The sequence below is a fragment of the Numidum massiliense genome (assembly GCF_001375555.1).
Lineage (GTDB): Bacteria > Bacillota > Bacilli > Thermoactinomycetales > Novibacillaceae > Numidum > Numidum massiliense.
In genome coordinates this window covers 1,636,295-1,662,962 of sequence record NZ_CTDZ01000009.1, presented here as the reverse complement: position 1 = coordinate 1,662,962, position 26,668 = coordinate 1,636,295, and the positions used below count along the sequence as shown (strand labels likewise).

The 26,668-nt window shown below is 50.7% G+C and carries 19 protein-coding genes; 18 read left to right on the top strand and 1 reads right to left on the bottom strand.

Translation table 11 applies throughout. The features are described from left to right. Positions 1–215: 215 nt before the first annotated feature. The 3 genes from BN1247_RS08265 to BN1247_RS08255 all read left to right on the top strand — a co-directional run bounded on the left by BN1247_RS08265 (position 216) and on the right by BN1247_RS08255 (position 3,247). Entirely contained in the window at positions 216–1,223 is a 1,008-nt protein-coding gene (locus BN1247_RS08265) for a PTS sugar transporter subunit IIC (protein WP_054949962.1), read from the top strand. A 178-nt stretch (positions 1,224–1,401) separates the two neighbouring features. Beyond that, positions 1,402–2,814, top strand: coding sequence for an NAD-dependent malic enzyme (locus tag BN1247_RS08260; protein WP_054949961.1), 1,413 nt, complete (start codon positions 1,402–1,404; stop codon positions 2,812–2,814). 97 nt (positions 2,815–2,911) lie between these two features. Then, the gene (locus BN1247_RS08255; RefSeq protein WP_054949960.1) at positions 2,912–3,247 is read left to right on the top strand and encodes an SCP2 sterol-binding domain-containing protein; all 336 of its coding nucleotides are present in this window, start codon (positions 2,912–2,914) and stop codon (positions 3,245–3,247) included. A 120-nt stretch (positions 3,248–3,367) separates the two neighbouring features. Here the strand turns inward: BN1247_RS08255 and BN1247_RS08250 are convergent, their stop codons facing one another. Beyond that, a complete protein-coding gene (locus BN1247_RS08250; RefSeq protein ID WP_054949959.1) occupies positions 3,368–5,092 on the bottom strand; it encodes an Rqc2 family fibronectin-binding protein in 1,725 nt (574 codons plus the stop codon). A 359-nt stretch (positions 5,093–5,451) separates the two neighbouring features. Between BN1247_RS08250 and BN1247_RS08245 the strand changes: the two genes are divergently transcribed. The 15 genes from BN1247_RS08245 to rpoZ all read left to right on the top strand — a co-directional run bounded on the left by BN1247_RS08245 (position 5,452) and on the right by rpoZ (position 26,642). After that, entirely contained in the window at positions 5,452–5,844 is a 393-nt protein-coding gene (locus BN1247_RS08245; RefSeq protein ID WP_054949958.1) for a YwqH-like family protein, read from the top strand. Between the two features lie 195 nt (positions 5,845–6,039). Further along, positions 6,040–6,321 carry a YwqI/YxiC family protein gene (locus BN1247_RS08240; RefSeq protein ID WP_054949957.1) on the top strand — a complete coding sequence of 94 codons (282 nt, stop codon included), beginning with the start codon at positions 6,040–6,042 and terminating at the stop codon, positions 6,319–6,321. Between the two features lie 15 nt (positions 6,322–6,336). Continuing rightward, positions 6,337–12,072, top strand: coding sequence for a T7SS effector LXG polymorphic toxin (locus BN1247_RS08235; RefSeq protein WP_054949956.1), 5,736 nt, complete (start codon positions 6,337–6,339; stop codon positions 12,070–12,072). A gap of 88 nt (positions 12,073–12,160) precedes the next feature. After that, on the top strand, positions 12,161–13,642 hold the full coding sequence (locus BN1247_RS08230) for a tetratricopeptide repeat protein (protein ID WP_054949955.1): 1,482 nt from the start codon (positions 12,161–12,163) through the stop codon (positions 13,640–13,642). Between the two features lie 583 nt (positions 13,643–14,225). Further along, the gene (locus BN1247_RS08220; RefSeq protein WP_187119752.1) at positions 14,226–14,897 is read left to right on the top strand and encodes a tetratricopeptide repeat protein; all 672 of its coding nucleotides are present in this window, start codon (positions 14,226–14,228) and stop codon (positions 14,895–14,897) included. A 195-nt stretch (positions 14,898–15,092) separates the two neighbouring features. Next, positions 15,093–15,659, top strand: coding sequence for a tetratricopeptide repeat protein (locus tag BN1247_RS08215; RefSeq protein ID WP_187119751.1), 567 nt, complete (start codon positions 15,093–15,095; stop codon positions 15,657–15,659). Between the two features lie 34 nt (positions 15,660–15,693). Continuing rightward, the gene (locus BN1247_RS08210; RefSeq protein ID WP_187119750.1) at positions 15,694–17,097 is read left to right on the top strand and encodes a tetratricopeptide repeat protein; all 1,404 of its coding nucleotides are present in this window, start codon (positions 15,694–15,696) and stop codon (positions 17,095–17,097) included. 193 nt (positions 17,098–17,290) lie between these two features. After that, positions 17,291–17,743 (top strand): MerR family transcriptional regulator, encoded by a 453-nt coding sequence (locus BN1247_RS08205; RefSeq protein ID WP_054949950.1) that lies wholly within the window; start codon positions 17,291–17,293, stop codon positions 17,741–17,743. 166 nt (positions 17,744–17,909) lie between these two features. Beyond that, positions 17,910–19,466 (top strand): class I adenylate-forming enzyme family protein, encoded by a 1,557-nt coding sequence (locus tag BN1247_RS08200; RefSeq protein ID WP_054949949.1) that lies wholly within the window; start codon positions 17,910–17,912, stop codon positions 19,464–19,466. 93 nt (positions 19,467–19,559) lie between these two features. Then, positions 19,560–21,389 (top strand): acyl-CoA dehydrogenase family protein, encoded by a 1,830-nt coding sequence (locus BN1247_RS08195; protein ID WP_054949948.1) that lies wholly within the window; start codon positions 19,560–19,562, stop codon positions 21,387–21,389. 121 nt (positions 21,390–21,510) lie between these two features. Further along, a complete protein-coding gene (locus tag BN1247_RS18150) occupies positions 21,511–24,432 on the top strand; it encodes a cation-translocating P-type ATPase (RefSeq protein WP_054949947.1) in 2,922 nt (973 codons plus the stop codon). A gap of 74 nt (positions 24,433–24,506) precedes the next feature. Continuing rightward, the gene (locus BN1247_RS08185) at positions 24,507–25,385 is read left to right on the top strand and encodes a YicC/YloC family endoribonuclease (protein WP_074011093.1); all 879 of its coding nucleotides are present in this window, start codon (positions 24,507–24,509) and stop codon (positions 25,383–25,385) included. 32 nt (positions 25,386–25,417) lie between these two features. Then, complete coding sequence (gene remA / locus BN1247_RS08180) at positions 25,418–25,684, top strand: extracellular matrix/biofilm regulator RemA (protein ID WP_054949945.1); 267 nt, start codon at positions 25,418–25,420, stop codon at positions 25,682–25,684. 118 nt (positions 25,685–25,802) lie between these two features. Then, entirely contained in the window at positions 25,803–26,402 is a 600-nt protein-coding gene (gmk, locus tag BN1247_RS08175) for a guanylate kinase (protein ID WP_054949944.1), read from the top strand. 21 nt (positions 26,403–26,423) lie between these two features. Then, entirely contained in the window at positions 26,424–26,642 is a 219-nt protein-coding gene (rpoZ, locus tag BN1247_RS08170; RefSeq protein ID WP_054951567.1) for a DNA-directed RNA polymerase subunit omega, read from the top strand. The last annotated feature ends 26 nt before the right edge of the window (positions 26,643–26,668 follow it).

Below are 26,668 nucleotides of genomic sequence, written 5' to 3'. Positions count from 1 at the left end.
AGTGCCAGTAACATAAGGCAATCCCTAAAGCATGACATTATTTTGTTAATGTAGTAACGTATTAGTGTACGTATTAAAGTAACGTGAGCAACAACACTTAACAGCACTTACAGTAACGAGTTCTACATGGGAAAGGATCTGGGGAGATGCGGATGTAGCCACCGCCTCCCCGTTTGCCTTACAGTAACGAGTTCCGCATGGGAAAGGATCTGGCAATGAAAGCTTTTCTGCGCAAAAAAGGTGTTCACTTGTCACTGCAGACGTACTTCGTGACTGCGATGGGTTACATGGCGCTTGGGCTATTTTCTTCCCTTATTATTGGGTTAATTTTAAAGACGGTCGGGGAACAATTGAGCTTGCCGCATTTTGTCCCGATGGGCCAGCTGGCGATGGATCTGATGGGTCCGGCGATCGGCGTCGCCGTCGCTTACGGATTGCAAGCGCCGCCCCTCGTGTTGTTCTCCGCACTCATTACGGGGGCATTTGGCGCCGAGCTCGGCGGGCCAGCGGGAAGTTATGCGGCGACCGTCATCGCGGTCGAATTGGGAAAAATCGTCTCGAAGGAGTCGAAGCTCGACATTATTGTGAGTCCGTTTGTGACGATCGCTTCCGGTTACGCCGTCTCGGCACTGTTTGGTCCAGCCATTGCCGGGTTCATGACTTATTTTGGCGACGTCGTCATGTGGGCGACCGAGCAGCAGCCGTTTTTGATGGGGATTCTCGTCGCCGTGTTAATGGGCTTAGCGTTAACAGCTCCGATTTCCAGTGCGGCGATCGCGATCATGCTCGGATTGGAAGGACTTGCTGCCGGCGCGGCGACGATCGGCTGTGCGGCACAAATGGTCGGATTTGCGACGAGCAGTTTTCGCGAAAACGGGATAGGCGGTTGGCTGGCGCAAGGGATCGGCACGTCGATGTTGCAGGTGGGTAATATTGTCAAAAACCCACTCATTTTATTACCACCGACGCTCGCGGGCGCCATATTAGCACCAGTGGGCACGGTGTGGCTGCAGATGTCGAACGTACCGGCGGGCGCCGGGATGGGGACGAGCGGCTTGGTCGGGCAATTGATGACCTTTGAAGCGATGGGCTTTTCGTGGGACGTGCTTTCATATGTGCTCCTGCTTCACTTTATTGGACCGGCTGTATTCAGCCTGGCTATTTCCGAATGGATGCGCAAGAAAGGCTGGATTACGTTCGGCGATATGAAGATCGAGTATTAACGCTTATTTTCCGCCTATCTTCCGTGCGCTACTTGGCGCATTTGCACTTTTTGAAAAACGATTGCTTTTGCATCGTGTAGTTGCTCATTTATCGCACATGTGCCACAATAAGTAGGGCGTTAATACATATTTTTGTGTGGAAAATTGATTGCATATGTAGGAGTGTGAACATCGCGAAATGCGAACCCAAGCGAATTTAAGTATTATCTTGCGCTTAGAAATGGACAAAAACAAAGTCTCGTTCGGACAATTAGCAACGGCGATTAGCGAAGCGGAAGGTGACATCGTCGCGATCGACGTCATCCACCAAAGCCGTGAATCGACCGTGCGCGACGTGACGGTTAATTTGCCGGACAAAAACAGTGAACGCATTGTTAATGCGGTGCAACAGTTGGACGGAATCGAACTCATTAACGTGTCAGACCGCACTTTCCTCATGCACATCGGCGGTAAAATTGAAACGAAACCTAAAATGCCGATCAAAAACCGTGAGGACTTGTCCCACGTGTATACACCTGGCGTCGCCCGCGTCTGCATGGCGATTCACGAAGACGAAAATAAAGCGTATTCGTTGACAATGAAGCGGAATACCGTCGCTGTCGTCTCCGACGGAACCGCTGTCTTAGGGCTCGGCGATGTCGGCCCGCGCGCAGCGATGCCGGTTATGGAAGGGAAAGCGGTCTTATTTAAACAGTTTGCCAAAATTGACGCCGTGCCGATCTGTCTCGATACGACCGATACGGAAGAAATTATCCGCACGGTGAAAGCGATCGCACCGGCATTCGGCGGCATTAACCTCGAGGATATTTCGTCGCCGCGCTGTTTTGAAATCGAACAGCGGCTGAAGGAAGAATTGGATATTCCCGTCTTTCACGACGACCAACACGGCACCGCCGTCGTCTTGCTCGCCGGGCTACTTAACGCCTTAAAAATTGTTGGCAAAGCGATTGAAACGGCAAAAATTGTCGTAACGGGAATCGGCGCGGCTGGCGTCGCTTGTACGAAAATGTTGCTGTCGGCCGGTGCAAAAAATGTGATTTGTGTCGATCGCGCCGGGGCGCTCGTTGCATCTGAACAGTACGACAATCCGATGTGGCAGTGGTGCGCGGCGCACACGAATGCGGCACAGGTAACGGGGAGTCTTTCGGAAGTGATTGAGGGGGCAGACGTCTTTATCGGCATTTCCGGGCCTGGTGTGTTGAAAGTAGAAGATGTGAAAAAAATGGCTGACGATGCAATCGTGTTTGCACTTGCCAACCCAGCGCCGGAAATTCTCCCTGATGAAGCTGAGCCGTACGTACGAGTCATGGCGACGGGACGTTCCGACTATCCGAACCAAATTAATAACGTGCTCTGTTTCCCAGGCATCTTTCGCGGGGCGCTCGACTGCCGTGCGACGACGATCAACGAGGAGATGAAACTCGCAGCGGCGCAGGCGATCGCTTCCATCGTCGGAGACGACGAGTTAGGCGAACACTACATTACGCCGAGTGTGTTTAACAAAAAAGTCGCCGGCCGCATTCGCGAGGCAGTCATTCGCGCGGCCATCGACACGGACGTCGCCCGCCGCATTCCGCGTGAGTTCCGTTAAAGTTAACGTTAAAATTGCACGAAGCTAAAAAGGCGGGGCAACGTTTTTTTAACTTTGTTGCCCCGCGAGTTATATTATCATGCAAGGGGAGTATAACATGAAAACTGCAGACGTTTTTTCTGAGTTAGAAACGCTCGCGAAAGAAGATGCTGCACCGATCGCCGGTATGGAGACGGTGTATCAATTTGATCTGTCGGGGGATGACGGGGGGACTTACCAACTGCATTTGTCGCAAGGGACGGCGAACGTCGTGCAAGGTGACGAACAGCCCGCCGATTGCTGTATCCAAATGTCCGCCGACAATTTTAAGAAACTCGTCCGCGGCGAATTGAATGCGGTTTCTGCCTTTATGTTTAAGAAGTTAAAAGTTAAAGGCGAAGTCGGTTTGGCGATGAAACTACAAAACATTTTTGCCCAATATAACCGCAAGTAGGAGAAGGGAAAGGGGCGGGCGCGAAGTACCGTAGGCGTGTGTGGATGGTGCGCGGCGGGCGCGAAGTGATTGGGATTACGTTCGCGCCACTGCCCACACGACATACAGCGATCTACGAGATCACTGTTCCTGCGCCATTTGGCGGACCATCGCTTCATCGGGGTTGACGTACACCGTTTTTTGGTGATCGTAAATGACGAACCCCGGTTTGGCGCCGCTCGGTTTACGTACGTGCTTAACGGCAGTGTAATCGACCGGCACTTGTGACGACGCCCGCCCCTTACTAAAGAAAGCCGCCAGCTGCGCCGCTTCCATTAAGGTCGCTTCGCCAAAATTCGTCCCGCGAATGACGACGTGGGAGCCGGGGATGTCTTTCGTGTGTAGCCACGTATCGTCGCTCGATGCTAACCGGTTCGTCAAATAGTCGTTTTGGCGATTGTTGCGGCCGACGTAAATCGGAATGCCCTCACTAGAGGTAAAGCGCGTCAGCTCGGGGCGTTTGTCTTTTTTCTGCTTCGCGCGGCGTCCGTCGCGGCGCGCCTGTTTGCGCAAGTAGCCTTCCTCGATTAACTCCTCGCGAATGTCCTCAATATGTTCGATCCCAGCGCTTTCCAACTGTTGCAACACAGTGGCTAAATAGTCGTTTTCGGCTGCCGTTTTTTCGATTTGCGCGGTAATGTGTGCCGTGCGCGCTTTTTCCTTATTATATTTTTTAAAATAGTGTTGCGCGTTGTCCGCCGGGGAGCGGCTCGGGTCGAGCGGAATCGTCACCGTCGCTCCCGCTTCGTCGTAGTAGTTGACGAGGTCGATCGACCGTGCGCCAGGCGTCACTTGGTACATATACGCGGTTAGCAGTTCCCCGTACAGGCGGTACTCGTCGGCGCGCGCCGTATCCGCCAGTTCTTTGCGCATTTTTTTTAACTTGTTTTCGTTCTTTTTCCACTCGTTACTGAGGAAACGCATTAAATCGTGCGTACGGTTTTTCACCGCGTCGCGTTCCGCCTTGCCAGAAAAATAAGCGGCGACACACCCGTGCATCGTCGGAAAACGGTGTACTTCCCCCGCGACGTGGGTAAGCGAAACGGCGGCAAACACGTCTTTTTTCTTCCCGTACACGAGTGTCGGGGCGAACGTGTCCGCGCGCACGTCGGCCATGATGTCGTGAAAGGCGCGCCAGTAGTTTTCCCGTGAACCGATGCCGGCGCGGTGCACAATTTCTTTAGCCAAAAGCGGCCCGATCCCCGTGTAAGCGGCGACGAGCTGTTTGTCGAGACGGCCGCTGTTAAAGTCGAGACGTTTCAAAAAGTCCGCTTTGTCCACCGTTAACGGGTCGCGTTTCCCTTGATCAGGTGGCGCTACGTACGTCGCGCCCGGCACAATTTGCCGGTACTGGCTGATGGCGGGGGTGACGCGGCGGATGCCGTCGTAAATGTGCCCGCTTGCCGGATCGATTAAGACGATGTTGCTGTGGCGCCCCATAATTTCTACGATTAAACGTTTATTTACAATGTCGCCTAATTCGTTGCGCGCGCGCACGTCGAAGGTGATTATGCGTTCGAGGCCGACTTGCGCCACGGATGTGATGATGCCGCCTTCGAGATGTTTGCGCAGCAACATGCAAAACATCGGCGGTTCAAGCGGGTTTTCATACGTTTCGTCGGTCGTATGTACGCGCGCGTACACCGGGTGCGCCGATAGTAGCAGACGCACGTTGCGACCGCCGCCGCGAATGTGTAACAGGAGGTCGGTCGGGTTCGGTTGATATATTTTATTGATGCGTCCTTGGCTGATTAGCTGCTCGCTCTCACGTGCGAGCGCGCGCGTAACGATGCCGTCAATTGCCATTTGTGTCTCACCTCAAATTCCTTATTCAGTATAGCATACTAGTGGCTGTGGGGTGTGATTGGGGCTATTTTTTTGAAGTGTGCGGTACGGGATGATTCAACGGGTTTATTAAAGTTGAATGTTCACGGTTACGCGTTTCAGTGCGCCTTTAGAAAAAACTTTGTGGGATGTCTAACTTTTTCCTTGCCAAATATAGCCTGCTTCATGTAAACCCTTAATTGACTATCATATTTCATGCTTAACATCTTCCGCATTACTCATAATTTACTTAACTGTTTTTTCTGAGACGAGCTTTCCCGGTTTGCTAGACTCCAAGAATCCTACCCGATGGCAGTAACCAAAACGTATGGGGTGATGATATGGCGCCACCGAGCGATGCGAAACAGTCCGTCATCTCAGACCTACAACACGACATTTCCAACCTTTCGAGTCAATTGAACGGCAACTTAGAGAAAATCCAGCGGCTCGATGCAGCGAAAACTAGTGTGTCGCATGCGTACGAGCAGTTTAGTGACGACAAAAACAAAATATATGAACCGGCATTGACTAAAGCGACGTGGGCGGGAACACACGCGGGAGAATTTCGGGCGATTCGCGATGAACTGAAGAAGTCTTACACGGCGTTAATGGAGCAAACGGAAGATCACGTGCAGCGTATTCAAGGACAAATAGCCGCCTTGGAAAGCGCTAACCGACACATCGCAAGTGCGATGTCGTCCAAACGGGATCAAATCAGTCGGTTAAAAAGTTAATCGTCTCGGTGTTTAATGGGGGAACGTCTGCGAGAGAAACTCTTTTTTATTTCTACGAAAAAGCGCGGTAACCGTTTTTTCCATAAACGCACGAGAAACAATTTTTCGTTTCGCTTATGGACGAGCGTGCTTGTTTTGGCGCTCGTACAACCTAGGCGTCTAAGGATGGAGGCGTCTAAGGATGGAGGTGAAGGTGTGGGTAGCGACATTAAAATCGAGTATCACGCGGTGGAGAAGGCGTTAGGAACGTTAAAAATTTCGGGGCAAGGTGTCATGCAGCCCATCTTAGCTTACGATATGGGGCAAAATGCACTAGACGTCGTGACGCGGATGAATCACTTGAACGGGTGGCTTGAACGATTAGCTACGGATTACCAGCACGTTCTCTTAAAAAATGTGTCAGCTGCTAGTGAAGCTGTGGAGACGATGCGCGAGGTCGACCGGAAAATGGGCACCTCGATAAAATCTGCCAGGTGAAAGGAGTGAACGATCGTGAAAACACTGGATGTGCAAGCGCTGCACAATATGCTCGATATGACTGAAAAAACGATCGCGGAGCAAATTGGTCATGTGAAAGCCGTCGAAGCTGCCGCCTCGGAAGTCGTTTCGTTGGACGACAGCCTGAAAGGAGCGGCGGGGCTGGCGATTCGCACCTTTTTTCTAGAATGCCACCTGCCCTTTTTAAAGAAGTACACGCTTTTTTTAGAAAGGTACAAGTCCTTTCTGCACAGTTGCAAACAGGCACTCCAATCGACGGAACCGGAAGAGAGTGGCTTGATTCGCGATGTATTTCTCGAACAAGATGTGAAAGACAGTTTGCATTATGTGCGTACCGCTGTTTCGGATCGCACCAATAACGTTAACGCCGCTCTATCGCAAATTCGCGACATTTTATCTTTGCCTAATCTGGATGAAGACAGTGCCAGACAAAAGATTTTGCAAGGTCAGCAAAAAATCGAAGAGACCCTCGACAAGTTGCACACCTTTGACCATCAACAAGCAAATGCGCTACAACAGTTGGAACAAGACGCCCATCTGATGGAAACGTACATCGCCCGGATGAACGAGATGCTGCAAAGCGGACAGCTAAGTGTGCCCGGTTATTCGTCCGGTCAATGGACGAAAGAGGAGACGTATCAGGAACTGTTTAACAGCTTGCCGGAAAAGGTCAAAGAAGCCATCACGGAGCAAACGAGTAAATTGTCCAATATGTACGGGAAAGGGGACAACAAACAATCTCCGAAGACGCCAGACCCGATCAATATCGCTTCAGGAAACTTCTTTTACGAACATACGGATCTCGTCATCCCTGGCGCGAGTCCGGTGGCGCTCACGCGTTTTTATAACGCGCAAGACGACCAAGTCGGAGTATTTGGCGCAAATTGGCAGTGGAATTACGGCGTTCATTTGAAAGCGGTCAACGATGAAGACGTGGAAGTGACATTCGCAGACGGACACCGCCAACTGTTTTTAACACATGAATATGGCGGTTTTGTTGCCCCGAACGGGTCGCGGCATCGTTTAGAGGCTCACGAAGACGGTACGTATGTGCTGGATACGCCGTCACAGGAGTGTTATACGTTTGACCCAGCGGGACAGTTGACGCAAGTTACGGATGCAGCAGGACGAGTGACGGAACTTCTATACAACCGCGTCGGACAGTTGGTGACACTACAGACACCTTGCGGCACTTTACAATTTACATACAACGCGTCAGGCCTTATCACACGGGTGAGCGACGATGCGGGACGCCAAGTGTCGTACACGTACCGCCAGCACGACTTAGTCGCGTTCACCGATGTCGCGGGACAGACGATTCGCTACGACTACGACGAGAACCACCGCATGACGAAAGTGATCAGTCCGAACGGCCGCGGGGTTGTGAAGAACACGTACGACGACAAAGGGCGGGCTACGATGCAAGTTGCTCCAAACGGCGGCGTGACGAAGCTCACTTATGACGAGGATGCGAAGCGGACCGTTGTGAAAGACGCTCACGGCCACGAGACGACTTACGTCTACGACGAGCGGTTCCGGCTCGTGGAGAAGGTAAACCCGTTAGGTGAAAAAGAGCGGTATACGTATAACGATTACAACGACCTCGTCCGTTACACGGATCGCCGTGGTTACACGACGACCTATGATTACGATCGGGAAGGCAACTGTATCGCCATGCGGGACGCGCTCGGGCACGTGACGAAAATGACGTACACGTCGCAAAACAAACTCGCTTCGCTCACGTTAGCAGATGGAGCGACGTACACCTTTTCGTACGATGACAGTGGGAATATGATCCAGGAGGTTAACCCGCTCGCCCATACGGCGACATACTCGTACACGGCGATCGGGCAACTGAAAGAAGCGAAGCTCCCTAACGGCGCCCGCCTCGTGCCTACTTACGATGCGCGGGGTAACCTTGCGTCGCTTACGAATGCGTTGCAACACGCGATCCACCTTACGTATGACCAGTTGAACCGGATCAGCGCGCTAACCGATGCAAATGGGCATACGACGCATGTTGCCTATGACGCGGAGCACCGTCCGGTGCAATGGACAGGTCCGGACAAACACAGTGTACGCTACCACTACAACGCTCACGGAAACGTGAGCAAAATCGTCGATCAGGAAGGATACGAGACAGTATTTACATACGACGAATCCGATCAGTTGGTGCAAGTGACCGATGCCGCCGGAAACGCCACGCGGTACACGTACGACAAGCTCGGTCATTTGCAAAAAGTTGTCGATCCGAACGGAAACAAAACGGTCTATACGTACGACGTGTTAGAGCGAGTCCGCACCGTCACCGACCCCGACGGTTACGTGACGACGTATGCGTACGATGCCAACGATAACGTGGTGCAAGTGACTGATGCGGAAGATGGGCACACGACGTACACATACGACGCACTCAACCGCGTCGTCGCGATGACACAGCCTTCTGGGGCAGTGACTCGTTACGATTACGATGCCGTGGGGCGCTTAACGCGGCAGATCGATTCAGCCGGTCGTGTCACGACGTTTACTTACGATGCACTCGGCCAACTAGTGAAAGTGAGTGACTCCCGCGGTTACGCGACGACCTACGCATACGATGCGCTGCAAAAAATGACGCAGATGACACTTCCGAACGGCCATTCGTGGCAGTTTGAATACGACTTACTAGGGCAACTGACGAAAGTCGTAAACCCTCTCGGCCATATGCGGGAACGCGTGTACGACCCAACAGGACAAGTGATAGCTGACATTGACGCGTTAGGGAACAAAACGACGTACGTGTACGATGTCGCGGGGCGCCTCTGTCAAGTCGTCAACCCAGATGGAAGTTGCAAAACGTTCACATACACGTCGCGCGGACGCATCGCTTCGCTGGTGGATGAAAACGGACACACGACACAGTATGCATACGATGCGCTGAACGCCCTTCACACCGTACGAGACCCTTCCGTACGAGAACGTATGGCAGCCGAGTTCCAAAATGCCCCAATCGATTTAGAGAAGTGGCTGACGAATCGAGAACCAGAGCAAACACTCACGTATCAGTATAACGCGCGCGGGCTGATCGCACGGACAGTTGATGCGGCTGGACAGGTGACGCGTTATTCATATAACGGTCTAGGCCAATTAACAAGCGTTGTCGATCGCGACGGTTTCGAGACGGCGTACACCTATAATCGCAGGCAACAAGTCAGCGGGATCTCGTTTGGTGATGGACGGGAAGTGCGCTATGAATATAACCCATCCGGTCAACTCACGCGCCTTCGCGACTGGCTCGGGGTGACTGAATTTGCGTACGACGTAGGTGGGCAATTGGCACACGTCGTCGATGCCGCACAGCGCAAAACGGTCTATTCGTGGACGCCGACTGGTCAACGGGCCTCAGTCACTTACCCGGACGGCTACCGTGTGCGATACGCCTACAACGCGCTCGATCAAGTCGTCGAAGTGGCAGACGACGCGGAAAGAAAGACAACGTATGCGTACGACGCGAACGGGCAACTGCAGCGACGCGTCTTACCGAACGGGCATGCGACGACGTACGCGTATGATTCCTTATCGCGGGTCACGCAGCTCACCCACGCGGACCGCGAGCGTCGCGCGTATACGTCGCAAGCTTTTACCTACGACAGAGCAGGCAATCGCATGCGTACGGTGGCAACGGATCAGGACGGGCGGCAGGAGGAAACGCGTTACGCCTACGACGAACTGCACCGCCTGACCGAAGTGACGCATAGCGACGGGTTGCGTCGCAACTACTTTTACGATCAATTGGGCAACCGCCTGGGGCGGATCGATGTACATGAAGGAAAAGAGGGTTCACTCCTACGTGCGGGAGAGCTGTACCAATACGACCGTTCCAACCGTTTGGTGCAGACGTTTGACCTCGCGCATCGCGAGACACAACGTTACAGTTACGACAAGCGGGGGAACTTAGTTGAGATATACCGAGGGGATCAGCTTGTCCAGCAGCATACGTTTGACGCGGCAAATCGGCTCGTCGAGGCTAAGACTGCGGACGGTGTTCAGACTCATTACGCATATAACGGCCTCGGTCAGAAGGTGCAACGCACCTCGCATTCCATCGTGCCGCGGGAAGGCGACGTGGCAACGTCTCAAAAGGGAGCGTTGCAGGAGCGAGCACAAACAGAGTCAGCATGTGAAGTGTCAGAGTCAGCATGCGAAGCACCACAGTCTGCATGTGAAGCGGCTACACATCATGCTGATGTACCCGTAAATGGGCAAGTTACTTCGGAAGGGCAAAACACTGAATCGTTTGTCGTCGACCCGTTGGCGGCAACAGACGATGTCCTCATGACAGTTGGCCCAGACGGTGTGCGCCGCTTTATACGCGGGGCACGAGGGACAGCCGGAGCCGATTTAATCGGTGAGGAAGTGCTTGCGCCGGGTGCCTCATCGGTTGCTGAAGCGGGAACGCCGGATGAGGGTGCACTGGCGTTAGACGGGGTGTTGGACGCTGAGAAAACGTTTTATTACCAGCATGACACCTTAGGGAGCGCGACGCACGTCTCGTCGGATCGCGGTGACCAAGTCGTGCAGTACGCCTATGATGCATTCGGTATGCCTACTGCGGCGATGAATCCTATTGCGGAGACAGATACTATAAACTCAGCGAAAGATGATGCCGCTGATTTCTATGTGAAAGGGAATGGCGCGGGCGATGCCGAAGTAGGAACATCGATGAGTGCAATGAGTGCCTCCGATGGGGACTTTTGTTTCGATGCGTTTGCAGGTCCTTCAGTATCGGCTTCTTACACCGGCCACTCCTTTGAAGCTGCCACAGGTCTGTACGATGCGGGGGCGCGGCACTACATGCCGGCAATCGGTCGCTTTATTTCCGAGGATCCTTGGGGAGGCAACGCCTTCCATCCGCAAACGACCAACCCGTATCCGTATGTGTTGAACCAACCACTGAAGTATGTGGATGCAACGGGGAGGAAGCCGCATATAGCGGTGCAACCGGGGGCGGTGAGTAATACAGGATCCGAATTTGAAAAGACGTTAAAAAAACTGTTTGATCCGAAGCATGCGGCCGAAGATGTAAAAAAATTATTTCCTGTTGATCCACACATGTTTAATGAGGATATCTTTATAAAAGATGTCAGGCCACCCTTTTCACAAATCTACGAACATATAGTTAAGGTTGATGAACTTGGAGTGAGTAACCAAGGTGCGGTTGCCGTTGGCGGGGTGGCTCCAGGACCGGGGGCAATTATCGGCAGTGTTTTGACTATCGCTGTAGCTTTAGGATTAATGGAGCTTGGTGAGCCTGAGATTCCTGGGTGGGATGGCACCAGGAGGAGTGGAGGAGCTAGATGGGAAGAAAATGTTCCGGAAAACTTCGAGGTTCATCGTGTTACAATAGCCGATTTAGAGGATTTGTACATTTTTTCCATGAGGCCTGAAACTAAAAAGATGAATGATAATCTTAAGAATGACCTTAACGAAAGGGTGGTAAATTACCACAAAGGGCCTAACAAGTCTGACAGTGAGAAACAGAGACAGGAAACAAAAGAGATGGGTAGTAAAAGAATACAGGAAAATGACATGCCTGTGATAATGTCTACTGGTCACATGCCAAAATGGTTTGTGAATACTAATTTGACTCTACATTTAGTTGCGGCCAATGCATTATGGATAAATCCAGTCTTAGAAGGAATAGCACGGTATTTGGGGAAAACCAGTGATAGTAATTGGAAAGGGAAGTAGTATGAATTCACCAAGTTTCGTTAATCGAAATCAGAGAAGCTAGCATTATACTATGCCTAGCTTTTCTGATTCAAAGGAGGATTTAACGATGGAAATTTGGATAAAAGATAATTGGATCCTTTTAATCTTACCCGTCATCGTATGGCTATCCTATTTGTTCATAAAATACCGGCACCCCAACTTTTTGTGGGTGTCCTTGGCGTTGTTTTTTGTTTTTGTAGCAACTTATGTACCGTCTCTAACTACCTTAATGCACGGTTTGCTCGTCGTATTGTTCTTTTCATTATGTGTGCTTACGAAAAGTAAATGGTGGCTTATCTTAACCATTTTCCAGCTCCCTGCCTTTTTGTTGAATTTTCCGGGGCGATTTCCATGGCTTCCAGAGATCATTTATGAAGACCCTGTTCACTCATTGCTTACTGGACTTTATGTGATAGTATTCGGTAGCAGTTTGACTGTTATTCTCAATAGAACGGTTTCTGGAAAGACACAAGCAGAAGATGACTGGATCGTACGATGGTACGATCGGCGGGCAATGGAACAGAAGTGGGAACATAATTATGGCAAGGCGATCCGATTGTTTAATAGAGCAATACAACTAAACGATGAGAATGCTGAACTATACCTCGAGAGGGGAAGAGCTTATTTTGCAACCGGAAGACCCTTCCCAGCGTTCGATGATTACGAACAAGCTAAGAAGCTAGACCCCAATAATGCGTTCATCTATTATTGCATGGCATATGCTTATCATAACATGGGGGGACCCCATAGTGCTTTGCCATGTATTAATCAAGCGGTGTTATTAGAACCTGAGGACACTACTTATCGTTGTGAACGCGCTCGAATTTTAGAATCAATTGGACACGAAGAAAGAGCACTCAAAGATTACACAAAAGTTACCGAGCTAGATGAACAGTATGAGCATGCTTACAAAAAAAAGGGGGATATATTTTACGGTCTGAAAAAGTATGATCTTGCGATTGCGAATTATAGTAAGGCCATCAGTTTAGATCCTAATAATAGTGTTTACTACTTTATGCGGGGAAATGTTTATCAAGTAAGTGATCATGTTCCAAAAGCAATTGAGGACTATAACCGAGCCATTGAGTTGCGTCAAGCATATGAGTGCTATTTCCATCGGGGGATTGCTTATATGCTTCTCGACGAGTACACAAGCGCCTTAGAAGACCTAAACCGAGCGATCGAAAGCGAGAAGAGCAATGCAGCGCTGTATAACACGCGGGCTTGTTTGCACCTTCATATGCAAAAATATGAAAGTGCCGTAGAAGACATGAATGAGGCGATCCGGATCGATCACGAGGGATTTCGGGAACTTGGCGAACAGGAGGAGATCCAATTAGGCAACGGTGAACCAGGTACCATTAATGTCGACTCTGAGGAGGGGATTAAACAACTGCTTTACGAGAATTTGAAAATAGCCGTCAAACTGGATTATGCGGTAGATGACTTTGAGAAATTCTCTTTATTCCAACCGTATATGAAGGAAGCGCCGTTTAAGGAACTTGTTGCGGCGTATTGGGAGGGGAAGGAGCGTCAAAAAGATGAATAGTTAACGGTTTATCCCGTATGCCGGGACGTTCGCGATTAGTAGTCGTGTGCTGCACTTATAACGAACGACTTTTATGTGATAAGTATTATTGTGAAGGGGAGTGAGTGAATGACTTTTTTATTGGCACATATGTTTGACATCGTTATTGTCTTGACAGTATTATATTTAGTTTACTTGAATTTAGTACTAAAGGGACCGATGCTACAGTCCCTCCTGGTGGTCGTATCGTTATTTTTAATTCTGATTTTAGTACCGGATTGGTCTGTCCTACTTCACGCGTTGATTGGCGGGGTGTTTGTTTGGTCGTACGTAATAACAAAAGAAAAGTGGTGGCTTCCTTTAATCTGTGTACAAATTCTCGCTTATGCGCATGAGGTTTTACAATTATTTCCTGACGCATTTTTCAAGGTGATGTCACTTATGCCATGGCCCCCCGGGGACGGTTCAATTCCGGCTCTCATTCATTGCTATTAACTTTACTTATACACTCGTCATTGTTTTATGTTTACATAAGCTGATGGGACGGCATGGCAGCGGTTTATCTTATAGAAAAAGCTATTTTGGACGGAAAATGTATCAGTACATGAGTAACAAAAGAAATAAGTTTTATAGGAAGGGGGTAGAACATCTCGAAAACGGGGACTACAAAGAAGCGATCGACGCATTTAACGGGTCGCTAAACATTCATCCGGATTTTCCTGAAGGTATTTTACAGCGAGGGACGGCGTACCTTCTTTTAAATGATGACGATCGGGCGTTAAAGGACTATGAACAGGCGGAGGAGTTAAAACCAGAATGGGGTTTAGCCAATTATTACTTGGCAGTTACGTACCGAAAATTGGAGATGTATCCGACGGCATTAGCTTATATTGATCGAGCCATTTTTTTGGATCCCAATGATAGCGATTTCTACTGCGAGCGAGGCTTTATTTATGAGGAATCGGAACAGGAAGAGGAGGCGCTGGCAAGCTTTTCAAGGGCGATTGAGTTAAATGGGGAGCATGTCCCTGCTTATATCAGTCGCGGAGAAATATACCAAAGCCGGGAGAAGTGGAAGGAGGCATTGGGAGATTACAGTCGAGCGATTGACATCGATCCGAAGGACGATACAGTGTATGCAAATCGGGGGTATACATATTACGACATGGGCGATTACAGTAAAGCAATAGAAGATTTTAGTGCAGCAATTGCGATTGATCCGGAATACAGCCCGTACTATTTTGCTCGGGCTAACGATTATTCAAATTTGAGGTAATCATCAAAAGAAATTGCCGATTACACGAAAGCCATTTCATTATCGCCTGACGATGACTTATCCTATTTTTATCGTGCCATTGACCGTGAAGAAATGAAGGATTACATTAATGCACTTGCCGATTATGATCAGGCCATTCAATTAAACGCGGATAGAGGGGACTATTACCATAATCGCGCTGTTTTACTTTGCGTAATGGGTGATTTCGAGAAGTCACTTGCAGACTATCGTGCGGCGATTGCCCTCGACGACAGTAATTACTATTACTTATGTAACCGTGCACTTGCCTATACGTGCTTGCAACGATATGAAGATGCATTGAAAGACTTTAATCGCGCACTTCAACTTACGGAAGATGATGCGTTACTATTCAACGACCGGGGGTGTCTATACCTTCATATGCACGATTACGAGCATGCGGTGGCAGACATGAACCGAGCCATACAGATCGATCACGCCGGTAAGCGACAATTGGGTGACCAGCAGGAGATACAGCTGGGCAAAATTGCTACCGATGTGATGAATACAAGTAGCCTAAACACCGAAATCGACGCAGCAGACGAACCTTGTGACGAAATGAAATCGGTAGAAGTTGCAGACACGGAAACGTTAAAACACCTACTTTACCAAAACCTTAAGATCGCGCTCAAATTGGACAATGGACTCGAGTACTATTTACAATTCCCCTTATACCAAACGTACTTAGGGGAGTCTCCGTTCAAGGAATTGGTTACCGAATATACGGAAAATAAGATACAATAAACGTACAGTATAGCGATAACGAATGCCCGCTTTAATGACTTATCAAATGCCTTATCAAAAGATTTATCAAAAGATCGGGAGTGAGGAAATGATCTACGAATTAAATCAATTGTTATCCATTCCTATTTTGTTTGGTCTTATCTTTTTTGCGTCTAATATAAGTGAGAAGGATCGTACATTTGCCGCTATGGCTTGTTTGATGTTGTCAGTCTTCATGCAAAAAAATCTTCCCGAGTGGGCAGCGCTTCTTCATGCCTTGTTAGGTTGGGTGTTTGTTTGGGCGTATAAGGGGACGAAGGAAAAATGGTTTCTTCCAGTAATAGGTATCGAAATGGCAATGACAGCTGTTGAACTATTCCCTACCGTAGCATATAAGGTGTATTCATTTTTCCCTTTGCTCTCTAGTCAGTTATTTTTCTCAGTGTACGCACTCGTAATTGGGATAGGAGTCATCGTATCTAAAAAACTGTACCTACGTGTGGATCGTAACGATCGAGAGAAGCCGGTTGAACACGAGAAATCTTATTTGGAGGGAATAGAACACCAAGAAAATGGAAATTACGAAGCAGCGCTCAATGCGTTTAGCGAGGCACTTAAACAGCGTCCGAATTATCGGGAAGCTTTTTTGCAGCGGGGTATCACGCACATGTATTTAAAAGATTACGAGCGAGCCCTAGTAGATATCGAGAAGGCTGAAGCGCTTAATCCGCAGTGGGAATTTGCTAATTATTATATGGCCTTGACTTATCGGGAGTTAGGGATGTATCCGACGGCATTAGCTTATATTGACCGGGCGATTTTTTTAGATGATTACCCCCGTTATTTGTATATGGAGCAAGGGGAAATGTTGGCGGAGATCGGTCAGGATGAACAGGCGTTGGTAAGCTTTTCTGAGGAACTCGAGTTAGACGACAGAGATTTCGGAGCCCTTCATAGTCGCGCGCTAACGTACATACGTTTGCAACGATACGATGCCGCGCTGGCAGACATTAACCGGGCGATGCATATTTTGAGAGACGATCCCTTTTTTTTCAATACCCGCGCCTGTCTCTATCTTCATATGCAAGATTACGCACACGCAATTAAGGACATGAATCGGGCGATCGAGCTTGACCGAGAGGACGAACGATGTCTAGGTGACCGAGGGGAAATACAGTTAAACGAGATTGCGGCAGTTCGGTCGGGGGCACCCGGCGGGTCCACCGCCATTGACACATGCAGCGAATTGAATGCCGATACGAAAGAGGCGGAAGGATTAGATGCGGAGGCAATTAAACACCTGCTTTACGAAAACCTTAAAATAGCGGTCCAACTGGGCGATATGGAGGATGACTATTTACGGCTTCCTTTGTTCCAACCGTATTTGGAAGAATCACCGTTTAAGGAACTCGTTGCAGAGTATAGAATAAATAAGGCCAATGAACCACTTTATTATTAGTTTAACAGGAGGGGCGTAAGCCCCTTTTTTTTATAGTTACTCTTGTACGATCCTAGTTGATCGTCGTTGATCCTGTTCAAGTGTAGGCATTTGTATGTATAGAAACATCCTAATTAATTGATATTTAACGTTGACGTTAACATAAATTAATGATAAAGTGGTATCAATCAAAGGCAAGAGGAGATGGAAGGGGATGACGCGCTCCAACGATACATCGACCTTTACTATTTCGGAGCTGGCACAAGAACTAGATATCAGCACCCGGACAATCCGTTATTACGAAGAAGTTGAACTTATTCATCCACGGCGCAGCGGCAAAGGGACAAGATACTTCACCCGAAGTGACCGCGCCCGTCTAAAGCTGATCTTGCGTGGGAAACGTCTCGGCTTTTCGTTACACGAGATTAAAGAAATGATCGCGTTGTTCGACGAGGATCGCACGGGACGTAAACAACTGGAGCGAACGATCCAATACGGGGAAGAAAAAATTGGCGAGTTAAATGCGCGCATCGCAGAGCTCGTCCAGCTTCGGGATGAAATCGTAGAGTATAAGACCCGTTTTGAAGAAAAGTTAGAAGGATTGGCTACTTTGGAGTCACAAAATGGCGTCACGCACGAGGAGGCGGAAGAGACAGGGGAGGAATAGCATATCGCACCCAAATCGCGTACTCCAATCAAAAGAAGCGAGCGCCCGTTATACTATCATTTTATTAAGTAAGAAATGAGCGAGTTCAACAAAACGTCGTGTGCAAACAAAGACGCCTTGAAACACTGTCGCGAATAAACAAATTTGGATCGATGGAGGTGCCCGTATGAACCTTTCAACACTGTTGTACATGAACGCCAATAAGTATCCGGACAAAGAAGCACTCGTTTTTGGGGAGCAGCGCTTCACGTATAAACAATGGCATGAACAGGCGGATCACTTAGCGGGGCACTTACAGCAAAAAGGCATCACACGAGGAGACAAAGTTGTTTTGATGATGCCAAACGTCCCCGACTTTGCCATCTTGTATTTGGCGATTGTCCGCGCCGGAGGAGTCGCAGTGCCGATCAACACGCGCTTTAGCGTGGAGGAAGTCGCCTACATCCTCGAAGACTGCCAAGCTAAAGGAATGATTGTCCACGAACAGCTCTATCCTTCTGTTGCACCGTTAAGTAAGCGGTTACCATCCTGTTTATACGTCAAAACGGGTCAAGCGGAACAAGCGTGGGAAGGATTAGAGGACTGGAAGGCAAGCTGTGTTGCCGGTGAAGGCCCGTGGTTTGACCCGAATGCGTTGACGGAAGAGGATGAGGTGGACATTCTTTACACATCGGGGACGACGGGCCGACCGAAAGGCGTGCGTTTTAGCCACCGCAACGTGTTAACGGTCGGTACGATGATTGCGGTTGAATTTTCCGTTAACGAGGATAGCCGGCTGTTGCATATGATGCCCCTTAGCCATTCAGCTCCTTTGCACCTCATGTTTGGCGCTGGTTTTATCGTTGGGGCGGCACACGTCTTTCATCCGACTTTTACCTCGGCAGACTTTTTACGGCTAGCGGAACGCGAGCGAATCACTCATTTCTTTGGAGCGCCAGTTGCCTATTTGTTAAGTATGCAAGCGCCTACCTTCGAGCAAACCGATCTTTCTAGCGCGAAGTATTGGATTTATGGCGGTGCCTCGCTTTCAAAAACGCAAGCCGATGCGATTGCGAACCGATTTGGTCGGGAGAAGCTCGCTTGCGTTTACGGTTTGACGGAAGCTGGGCCTAGTGGCACCCTGCTATTCCACCAGCGGGATTATCATAAGTCGGGGAGCATCGGGAAACGCGGGGCTTTATTCACGGAAATTGAGGTTGTCGACGAACGAGGGCAACGTTGCCACGTTGGTCAAGTTGGCGAGATTCGGCTGCGCGGCGAAGGAACGATGCTCGGGTACCTTAACCGTCCACAGGAAACGGCGCAAACTGTGAGAGATGGATGGGTTTACTCCGGCGATTTAGCTTATCGAGATGAGGAAGGCTTTTTCTGGATTGTCGACCGGAAAAAAGACGTCATCATTTCCGGCGGGGTGAACGTTTATCCGAAAGAGGTTGAAGATGTATTGGTCACCCATCCTGAGATTCGGGAGGTAGCCGTCGTCGGGGTGCCTCACGACGTGTGGGGAGAAACGGTTAAAGCTTGTCTCGTACCTGAGCCGGGAACACCGACGCGAGAGCTGGCGACGTGGGTTCACGACATTCGTCATTTTCTCCAGGGAAAAATCGCCGAGTACAAAATGCCGCGCGTCGTTGCTTTGTTCGATGAACTACCGCGCAACGCGAGTGGAAAAATTCTCAAGCAGCGGTTGAAGGAAGCCGTTACTGTTGAAGGAAAACGTTAGGGGGTGGGCGTTATCAAGGCGCGCGTAAGGAAGACATTGGGAAAATGCCTTGAAAAAGTATTCTAAAAGAAGACAATGCAAGGAGTGATTAGCATGCGCTACATCCAACGGGAGATTGATCGCAGGGAGTATGGAGACAACATCCCCCGTCCAGCGGAAACGGCAAACTTTTACTTAGAAGATCCTAACTTACAGTACGTGACGCGGCGGTACTTGCCGGCTTCCATGCTGGAGTGGGCGAACCGTGAACTCACCCGCTTCGGCGCACTCGTCGCCGGACCGGTCGATGAACGAGCCGCCTACACGGATCGCGACGGTCAGCCCTATCTCCAAAAATACAATCGCCGCGGCGAGGACATCTCACACATCGTCAAAAATGAAGGTTATTTGCAAACGGTGAAAGACGTTTACGGCGCGGGCATCGTCGGCTACCTTTACCGAGACATTCCCGAACTCGGTCATAAAGCACCTTATATGTACTCTTTTTTACAAGGGTATCTACTAAGTGAAAGCGAGCCGGGGTTTTACTGTCCCGTCACCTTGACGATGTCGGCAGCTCATTTAGTCGACCGTTACGGGACTGCTGAGCAGAAAGAAGCATATCTTACAGGGTTGAGTGCACTCGGTGAAGCGACGCTTTACGAGGGCGCCACCTGGCTCACAGAACGACAAGGGGGCTCTGACGTCGGTGCCAACCTAACGGTCGCCGTCCCCGATCCGGAGAAAGGGGAAGGAGTCTATCGGCTGACGGGTGAAAAGTTTTTCGCGAGTAACGCAGGGGCGATGGTGGCCACTGTGCTCGCCCGCGTCAACCGTGATCGGCCTGGCACGCGAGGCCTCGGCCTTTTTCTCGTCCCTTGGGTCAAACCGGACGGCACGCGTAACAGCGTATACGTCCGCCGCCTGAAAGAGAAACTAGGGGTCAATGCTGTACCCTCCGCAGAGGTCATCTTAGAAGAAGCGGAGGGGTATTTAATAGGTGAAGCAGATCAGGGGTTCAAATACATGGCGGAAGCGTTGAACATTTCGCGCATTTGTAACGCCGTCGCCTCTGTAGGGATTATGCGTCGTGCCTTTTATGAAGCGGTGCACTACGCGAAGGCGCGCAACGCTTTTGGTCGGCCGATTCTCCAATACGCGATGGTGAAGCAGACGTTGACCGAAATGCTCGTCGAAACGGAAGTAAACACCGGTTCGACCTTCGACATGGTTCACACCTACGACAAAGTCGAGAGTGGTGAAGCTAGCGCCGCAGAAAAGTGTATGGCCCGCGTGCTCATTCCGCTCATCAAATACCGCACAGGGGAAATGTCTAAACAGTTGACACACCAGGCAATTGAAACGTTGGGCGGAAACGGGTACATCGAAGAATACGTCACGCCCCGCCTGTTGCGCGACGCACAAGTGCTGACGGTATGGGAAGGGACCGCTAACATCCTCGCCCTCGACCTGTGGCGCGTCATCCAAAAATTTCATGGGGATGAAGTGTTTATTGACACCGTTAAACAGGACGTTGCGGCGCTTACGCATCCGTTATCGCAGCCGTTTAAGCCGGTTCTCGAGCAAGCGCTTGAAGATATTCGGGCAAACGTCGACTTCCTCCGAAGGCAGTCGGAAGATATTTTAACGTATCACTTAAAGCCACTCGCTGACCAGATGGTCGATGTGTATCAGTTGCTCTCTATTTTAAAGGAGGCGGAAGATCAAGCTGCTAGTGAAGGCAATGGTCGCAAATTTATCGTCGCCGAACTGTACTTGGAGGCCCATTTTGAGCAGGCGCGGAACCGCCGCTTCACGCAAAGTGAACGCGTTGACCTCCGATACTTTGAGGAACTGGTCGATTATAAAAAGGTGGCGATCGAGCGGCTCCTTTCGCTGGAGGTTACAGGAAAAGAACATAGACTTGGTAGTAAGAATATGTAAATTTATCTTAGGATAGGTTTCTTCTAAACCCTCCCCCCAACTTGCGCGGTTGGGGGATATTTGCCTGCTTGTCTGAATAAAACTTAGAGAACACTTTTTTATCGGCAAAGGGGGAGACGTTTTGGCGCCTTCACACGAGTGGTACCAACTTACGAAAGAGGACATCGCACAGGGGTTAAATGTACAGTTCACACGCGGATTAGGTCAGAAGGAGGCTCTCAAACGGCGGGAGGAAGTAGGGGAGAACCGCATCGCTGAGGGGAAGCGCATCTCTCCGTTCGTGTTGTTCGTCAACCAGTTTAAAGACTTCATGGTGCTCATATTGCTCATCGCGACGCTCATTTCTGGTTTGCTCGGGGAGCATGCGGATGCGATTACGATCATTGCGATTGTGATGTTAAACGCCTTCCTCGGCTTTTTTCAGGAGTTTCGCGCGGAGCGGTCTCTGCAAGCGTTAAAACAGTTGACGTCGCCGACCGCGCTCGTCTTACGCGGCGGCGAGTGGGGGCGCGTTCCCGCCGCGGAATTAGTTCCGGGAGACGTCGTCGCGATTGAGAACGGTGACCGTATCCCAGCCGACGTCCGCTTTTTGGACGTGTACAGTTTAAAAGTGGAAGAATCGGCACTTACCGGTGAATCGGTGCCGGTTGAAAAACATAACCGCCCGATTTCCGGGGAGGAAGTGCCGCTCGGCGATCGGCGAAATATGGGCTTTTTAGGGACGATGGTCGTCGGGGGGAAGGCGGTGGCAGTTGTCGTCAATACGGGCATGCAGACAGAAATGGGGAAAATCGCCGATTTGCTCGACTCCGCACAAGCGATGGAAACGCCGCTGCAGCGCAAATTGGAGCAACTCGGAAAAACGCTTATCGTCATTGCTCTGCTAGCGACCGTGGCGGTCGTCGTCGTCGGTATTTGGCAAGGGCACGACTCGTATAGTATGTTTCTCGCGGGTGTCAGTTTGGCGGTGGCTGCCATCCCGGAAGGGTTGCCGGCGATCGTAACGGTAGCGCTGGCGATCGGCGTGCAGCGCATGATTAAGCGGAAAGCGATCGTGCGCAAGCTGCCGTCAGTGGAAACGCTCGGCTGCGCCAGTGTCATTTGTTCGGACAAAACGGGGACGCTCACGCAAAATAAAATGACGGTCACGCGGTTGTGGACGGGTGGAAAAGTGTTTGCTGTCACCGGGCAAGGGTACGACACGGAAGGTCAGTTTTTGTGGAAAAATCGTCCAGTCGACTTGCGCCGGTTTCCCGACCTGCGGCGTATGTTGCAAATTGGCGTACTCTGTAACGATGCGCGGTTAGTGAAGGCAGCGGCGAGCGGGATAGCTCGAAAGAAACGATTAAATCAGACCGGTGACTGGTCAGTAGACGGAGACCCGACCGAAGGTGCGCTGTTGGTCGTCGGGGCGAAGGCGGGATGGTACGCGGGGTCGCTTGCGCAAACGTGGCGACGGATCGCCGAAATTCCCTTTGATTCGGAGCGCAAGCGCATGTCTGTCTTGTTTCAGACAGGTGAGGGCAAACAGTTCGTCTACGCCAAAGGTGCGCCCGACGTGCTCTTGGAGCGCTGTTCACACGTGTTGTGGGATGGCGGTGTGCGGCCGCTAACGCCGGAGTTGAAGCGGCAAATATTGACTGCTAACGAATCGCTTGCCGGGATGGCGTTGCGCAATCTCGCCTTTGCATACCGCGAAGTGAACGGGAGACTGCCAGACGGGGCGCAGGGACAGCAACAAGGACTGCAGCAGGAACAACAGCAAGTCTGGGAACAGAGACAGCAGCAGGGACAGCCGCAGATCCAGCAAGGGGGACAACTCCAGAAGGAACAGCAGTGGGGGCAACGGCAGGGACCACAAAGTGAACAGCAACAGGGACAGCAACTAGACGGACTGGAAAAAAATCTTGTCTTTGTCGGTCTGATGGGGATGATCGACCCGCCGCGGGAGGAAGTACGGGACGCGATTGCGACGTGTTACGAGGCAGGCATTAAGACAGTGATGATTACCGGGGATCACCAGACGACAGCGGTGGCCATCGCGCGGCAGCTCGGCATTTTACCGCGCCACGGCCAAGTCGTGAACGGCAGTGATCTCGACCGGATGACGGGTGAGCAATTGGCACAGCACGTCGACAACATTTACGTGTACGCCCGCGTGTCGCCGGAACACAAATTAAAAATCGTGCAAGCCCTGCAAGCGCGCGGCGAAGTCGTCGCCATGACCGGGGACGGAGTGAACGATGCCCCGGCGATCAAAACGGCGGACATCGGCATTGCGATGGGCATTACCGGAACCGACGTCAGTAAGGAAGCGTCTTCGCTTGTCCTCAGTGATGACAACTTCGCGACGATCGTCGCCGCAGTGGAAGAAGGGCGGGGCATTTATGACAACATCCGCAAGTTCATTCGATATTTATTAGGCAGTAACGTCGGAGAAATGTTAGTCATGTTTGTCGCCATGTTGTTATCGTTGCCGCTGCCGCTCGTGCCGATCCAAATTTTGTGGGTGAATTTAGTGACTGATGGGTTGCCGGCGATGGCGCTCGGCGTCGACCCGCAAGAGGGCGATACGATGCGCAAACGGCCACGCGACAGTAGAGAAAACGTGTTTGCGCGCGGGCTCGGGTGGAAAATTGTCAGTCGCGGCACGTTGATCGGCCTTTGTACGCTCGGCGCTTTTTGGTTGACGTATCACGAAAATCCGGGGAACCTCGTCCGCGCCCAGACTGTTGCGTTCGCAACCCTCGTCGTTGCGCAACTCGTGCACGTGTTTGACTGTCGCAGTGAAATATCGGTGTTTCACCGCAACATTTTTGAAAACACATACTTGCTTGTCGCTGTCGCTTCTTCCGCTTTATTGATGTTAGGTGTCATGTATTATGCACCGCTGCAACCTATTTTTAATACGACCGACATCGGCTGGCGCGAATGGAGTTTAATTTTAGTGTCCTCGGCGATTCCGACGATCATCGCTGGCATATTGCCGAATATACGCCACCGCCCCCGCACGCCGCGTTCGCTCGATCGCGAAGTGGCGTAATTGATCGGGGATTTTCCGCCGCCCTTGTAAGCTTGCCCGTATTTAAGTAAAATAAAGTAACGGATGTGATCGAGATGGTAAATAGTATGACCGGGTACGGTCGCAGCGAGGGGTACGATGGCGGAGTCTTTTATCGGGTGGAAATTCGCTCACTCAACCACCGATTTCAAGAAGTGACCGTACGTATGCCGCGTGAGTTGTTTTTATTAGAAGAGGCGGTAAAGAAAGAAGTGCAGCAACGCTTTTACCGCGGCAGGATCGATGTGTTTGTGACGCTGGAATCGGACGCGACGGTCACGCGGCAAGCTGACATCGATTGGGAACTCGCTGCGCGCGTCGTGAAATCTGCCCGTGCATTGCAAGAGCGGTTCGCCCTCGCGGGCGAACTGAGCGTCACTGACTTAATGCACGTTCCTGACATCTTAACTGTGCGCGAGGCGGAAGTAAACGTCGAAGGTTGGCGCGAGGCGCTCATCCACCACGTGCGGCAAGCGTGCACTGCGTTACAAGAAATGCGTGCGACTGAAGGGGTTGAGTTGGCCAAAGACATAAGGAAGCGCATTGAACGGATCGCCACCGCGGTTCAAACGATGTGGGCGCACGCACCGCTCGTTGTAGAGTCGTACCGGCGCCGCATGGGTGAGCGACTGCAACAGTCTTTGCGCGAGGTGCAGCTGGACGAGGCGCGCCTCTTAACTGAAGCTGCAGTCTTTGCGGAAAAGTGTGCGATTGACGAAGAGTTGACACGACTCGACAGTCACTGTAAACACGCGTTGCAGCTACTTTCATCCACGGAGCCGATCGGCCGGAAATGCGACTTTTTAGTTCAAGAAATGAATCGGGAAATTAATACGATTGGCTCAAAAGCGAACGCACTAGCGATTAGCCAAATTGTCGTCGACGTGAAAAGTGAATTGGAAAAAATACGCGAACAAGTGCAAAATATTGAGTGAGAGGCGACGCGACACAGGCAGGAGGTAAGGAGATGGGGATCAGTCTCATTAACATCGGCTTCGGCAATATCGTTTCCGCTAACCGCATCATTTCGATCGTTAGCCCGGAATCTGCGCCGATTAAGCGCATCATGCAAGAGGCACGCGATCGCGGGATGTTGATCGACGCCACGTACGGCAGGCGGACGCGCGCTGTCATCATTATGGACAGCGATCACGTGATTTTGTCCGCCGTTCAACCGGAAACTGTTGCACAGCGGTTGTCGAACAAAGACCATGCGAACGATACAGGCTTATAAGATGGCGCAAAAAAACAATTCCGTACCTTCGGGAACGTGTTATAATAGTGCTACGTGCGCGATAGGAACACAATACATAAATGACCTTTAAAAAGATGTAGATAGGAAAGGTAAATACATGCAAAAATTGACGTCAAAATCTGGCTTGCTTATCGTTCTCTCTGGTCCGTCCGGGGTAGGGAAAGGGACAGTCTGTGCTGCGTTTCGCAAGCGGAAAACCGATCTCATCTACTCCATCTCTGCGACGACGCGCGAGCCGCGACCGAATGAAGTGGACGGTGTCCACTACTTCTTTAAAGGCCGTGACGATTTTAAAGCGATGATCGAAGGCGACGAACTACTTGAGTGGGCGGAATATATGGGTAACTATTACGGCACGCCGCGCGCGTTTGTAGAAGAAACGCTCAGTGCCGGTAAAGATGTCATTTTAGAAATTGAGGTGCAAGGCGCACTGCAAATTAAACGGAAGTTTCCGAACGGTGTGTTTATTTTTCTTGCACCGCCGTCGATGCAAGAGTTACAGCAACGTATATCTGGGCGGGGAACGGAAACAACTGAAGTTATGGCCGGGCGCTTGTCGGTCGCCGAACAAGAAATGAATTTGATCGACCGCTACGATTATGCCGTCGTCAACGACGAGGTCGAGCGGGCGTGTGACCGTATTTTATCGATTGTACAAGCCGAACACTGTCGCGTCGAGCGTCTGCTCGATCAATAATTAGGGGGATGATGACGGATGATGCTGTATCCATCGATTGACCGACTGATGAAAAAGGTGGACAGTAAATACACGCTTGTTGCTGCGGCTGCCAAACGGGCGCGGTATTTGCAAGAAGAGCAAGGGGAGAAAACAGAGGGTTCGCAAACGGAAAAGTATGTGAGCGTCGCTCTCGCCGAAATTGCCACCGGAAAAATCGACATCGTGACGCGGGAAGAGCAGCAGCAAACCGAAAAATAACAACCTCCTCAAGGTTGTTATTTTTT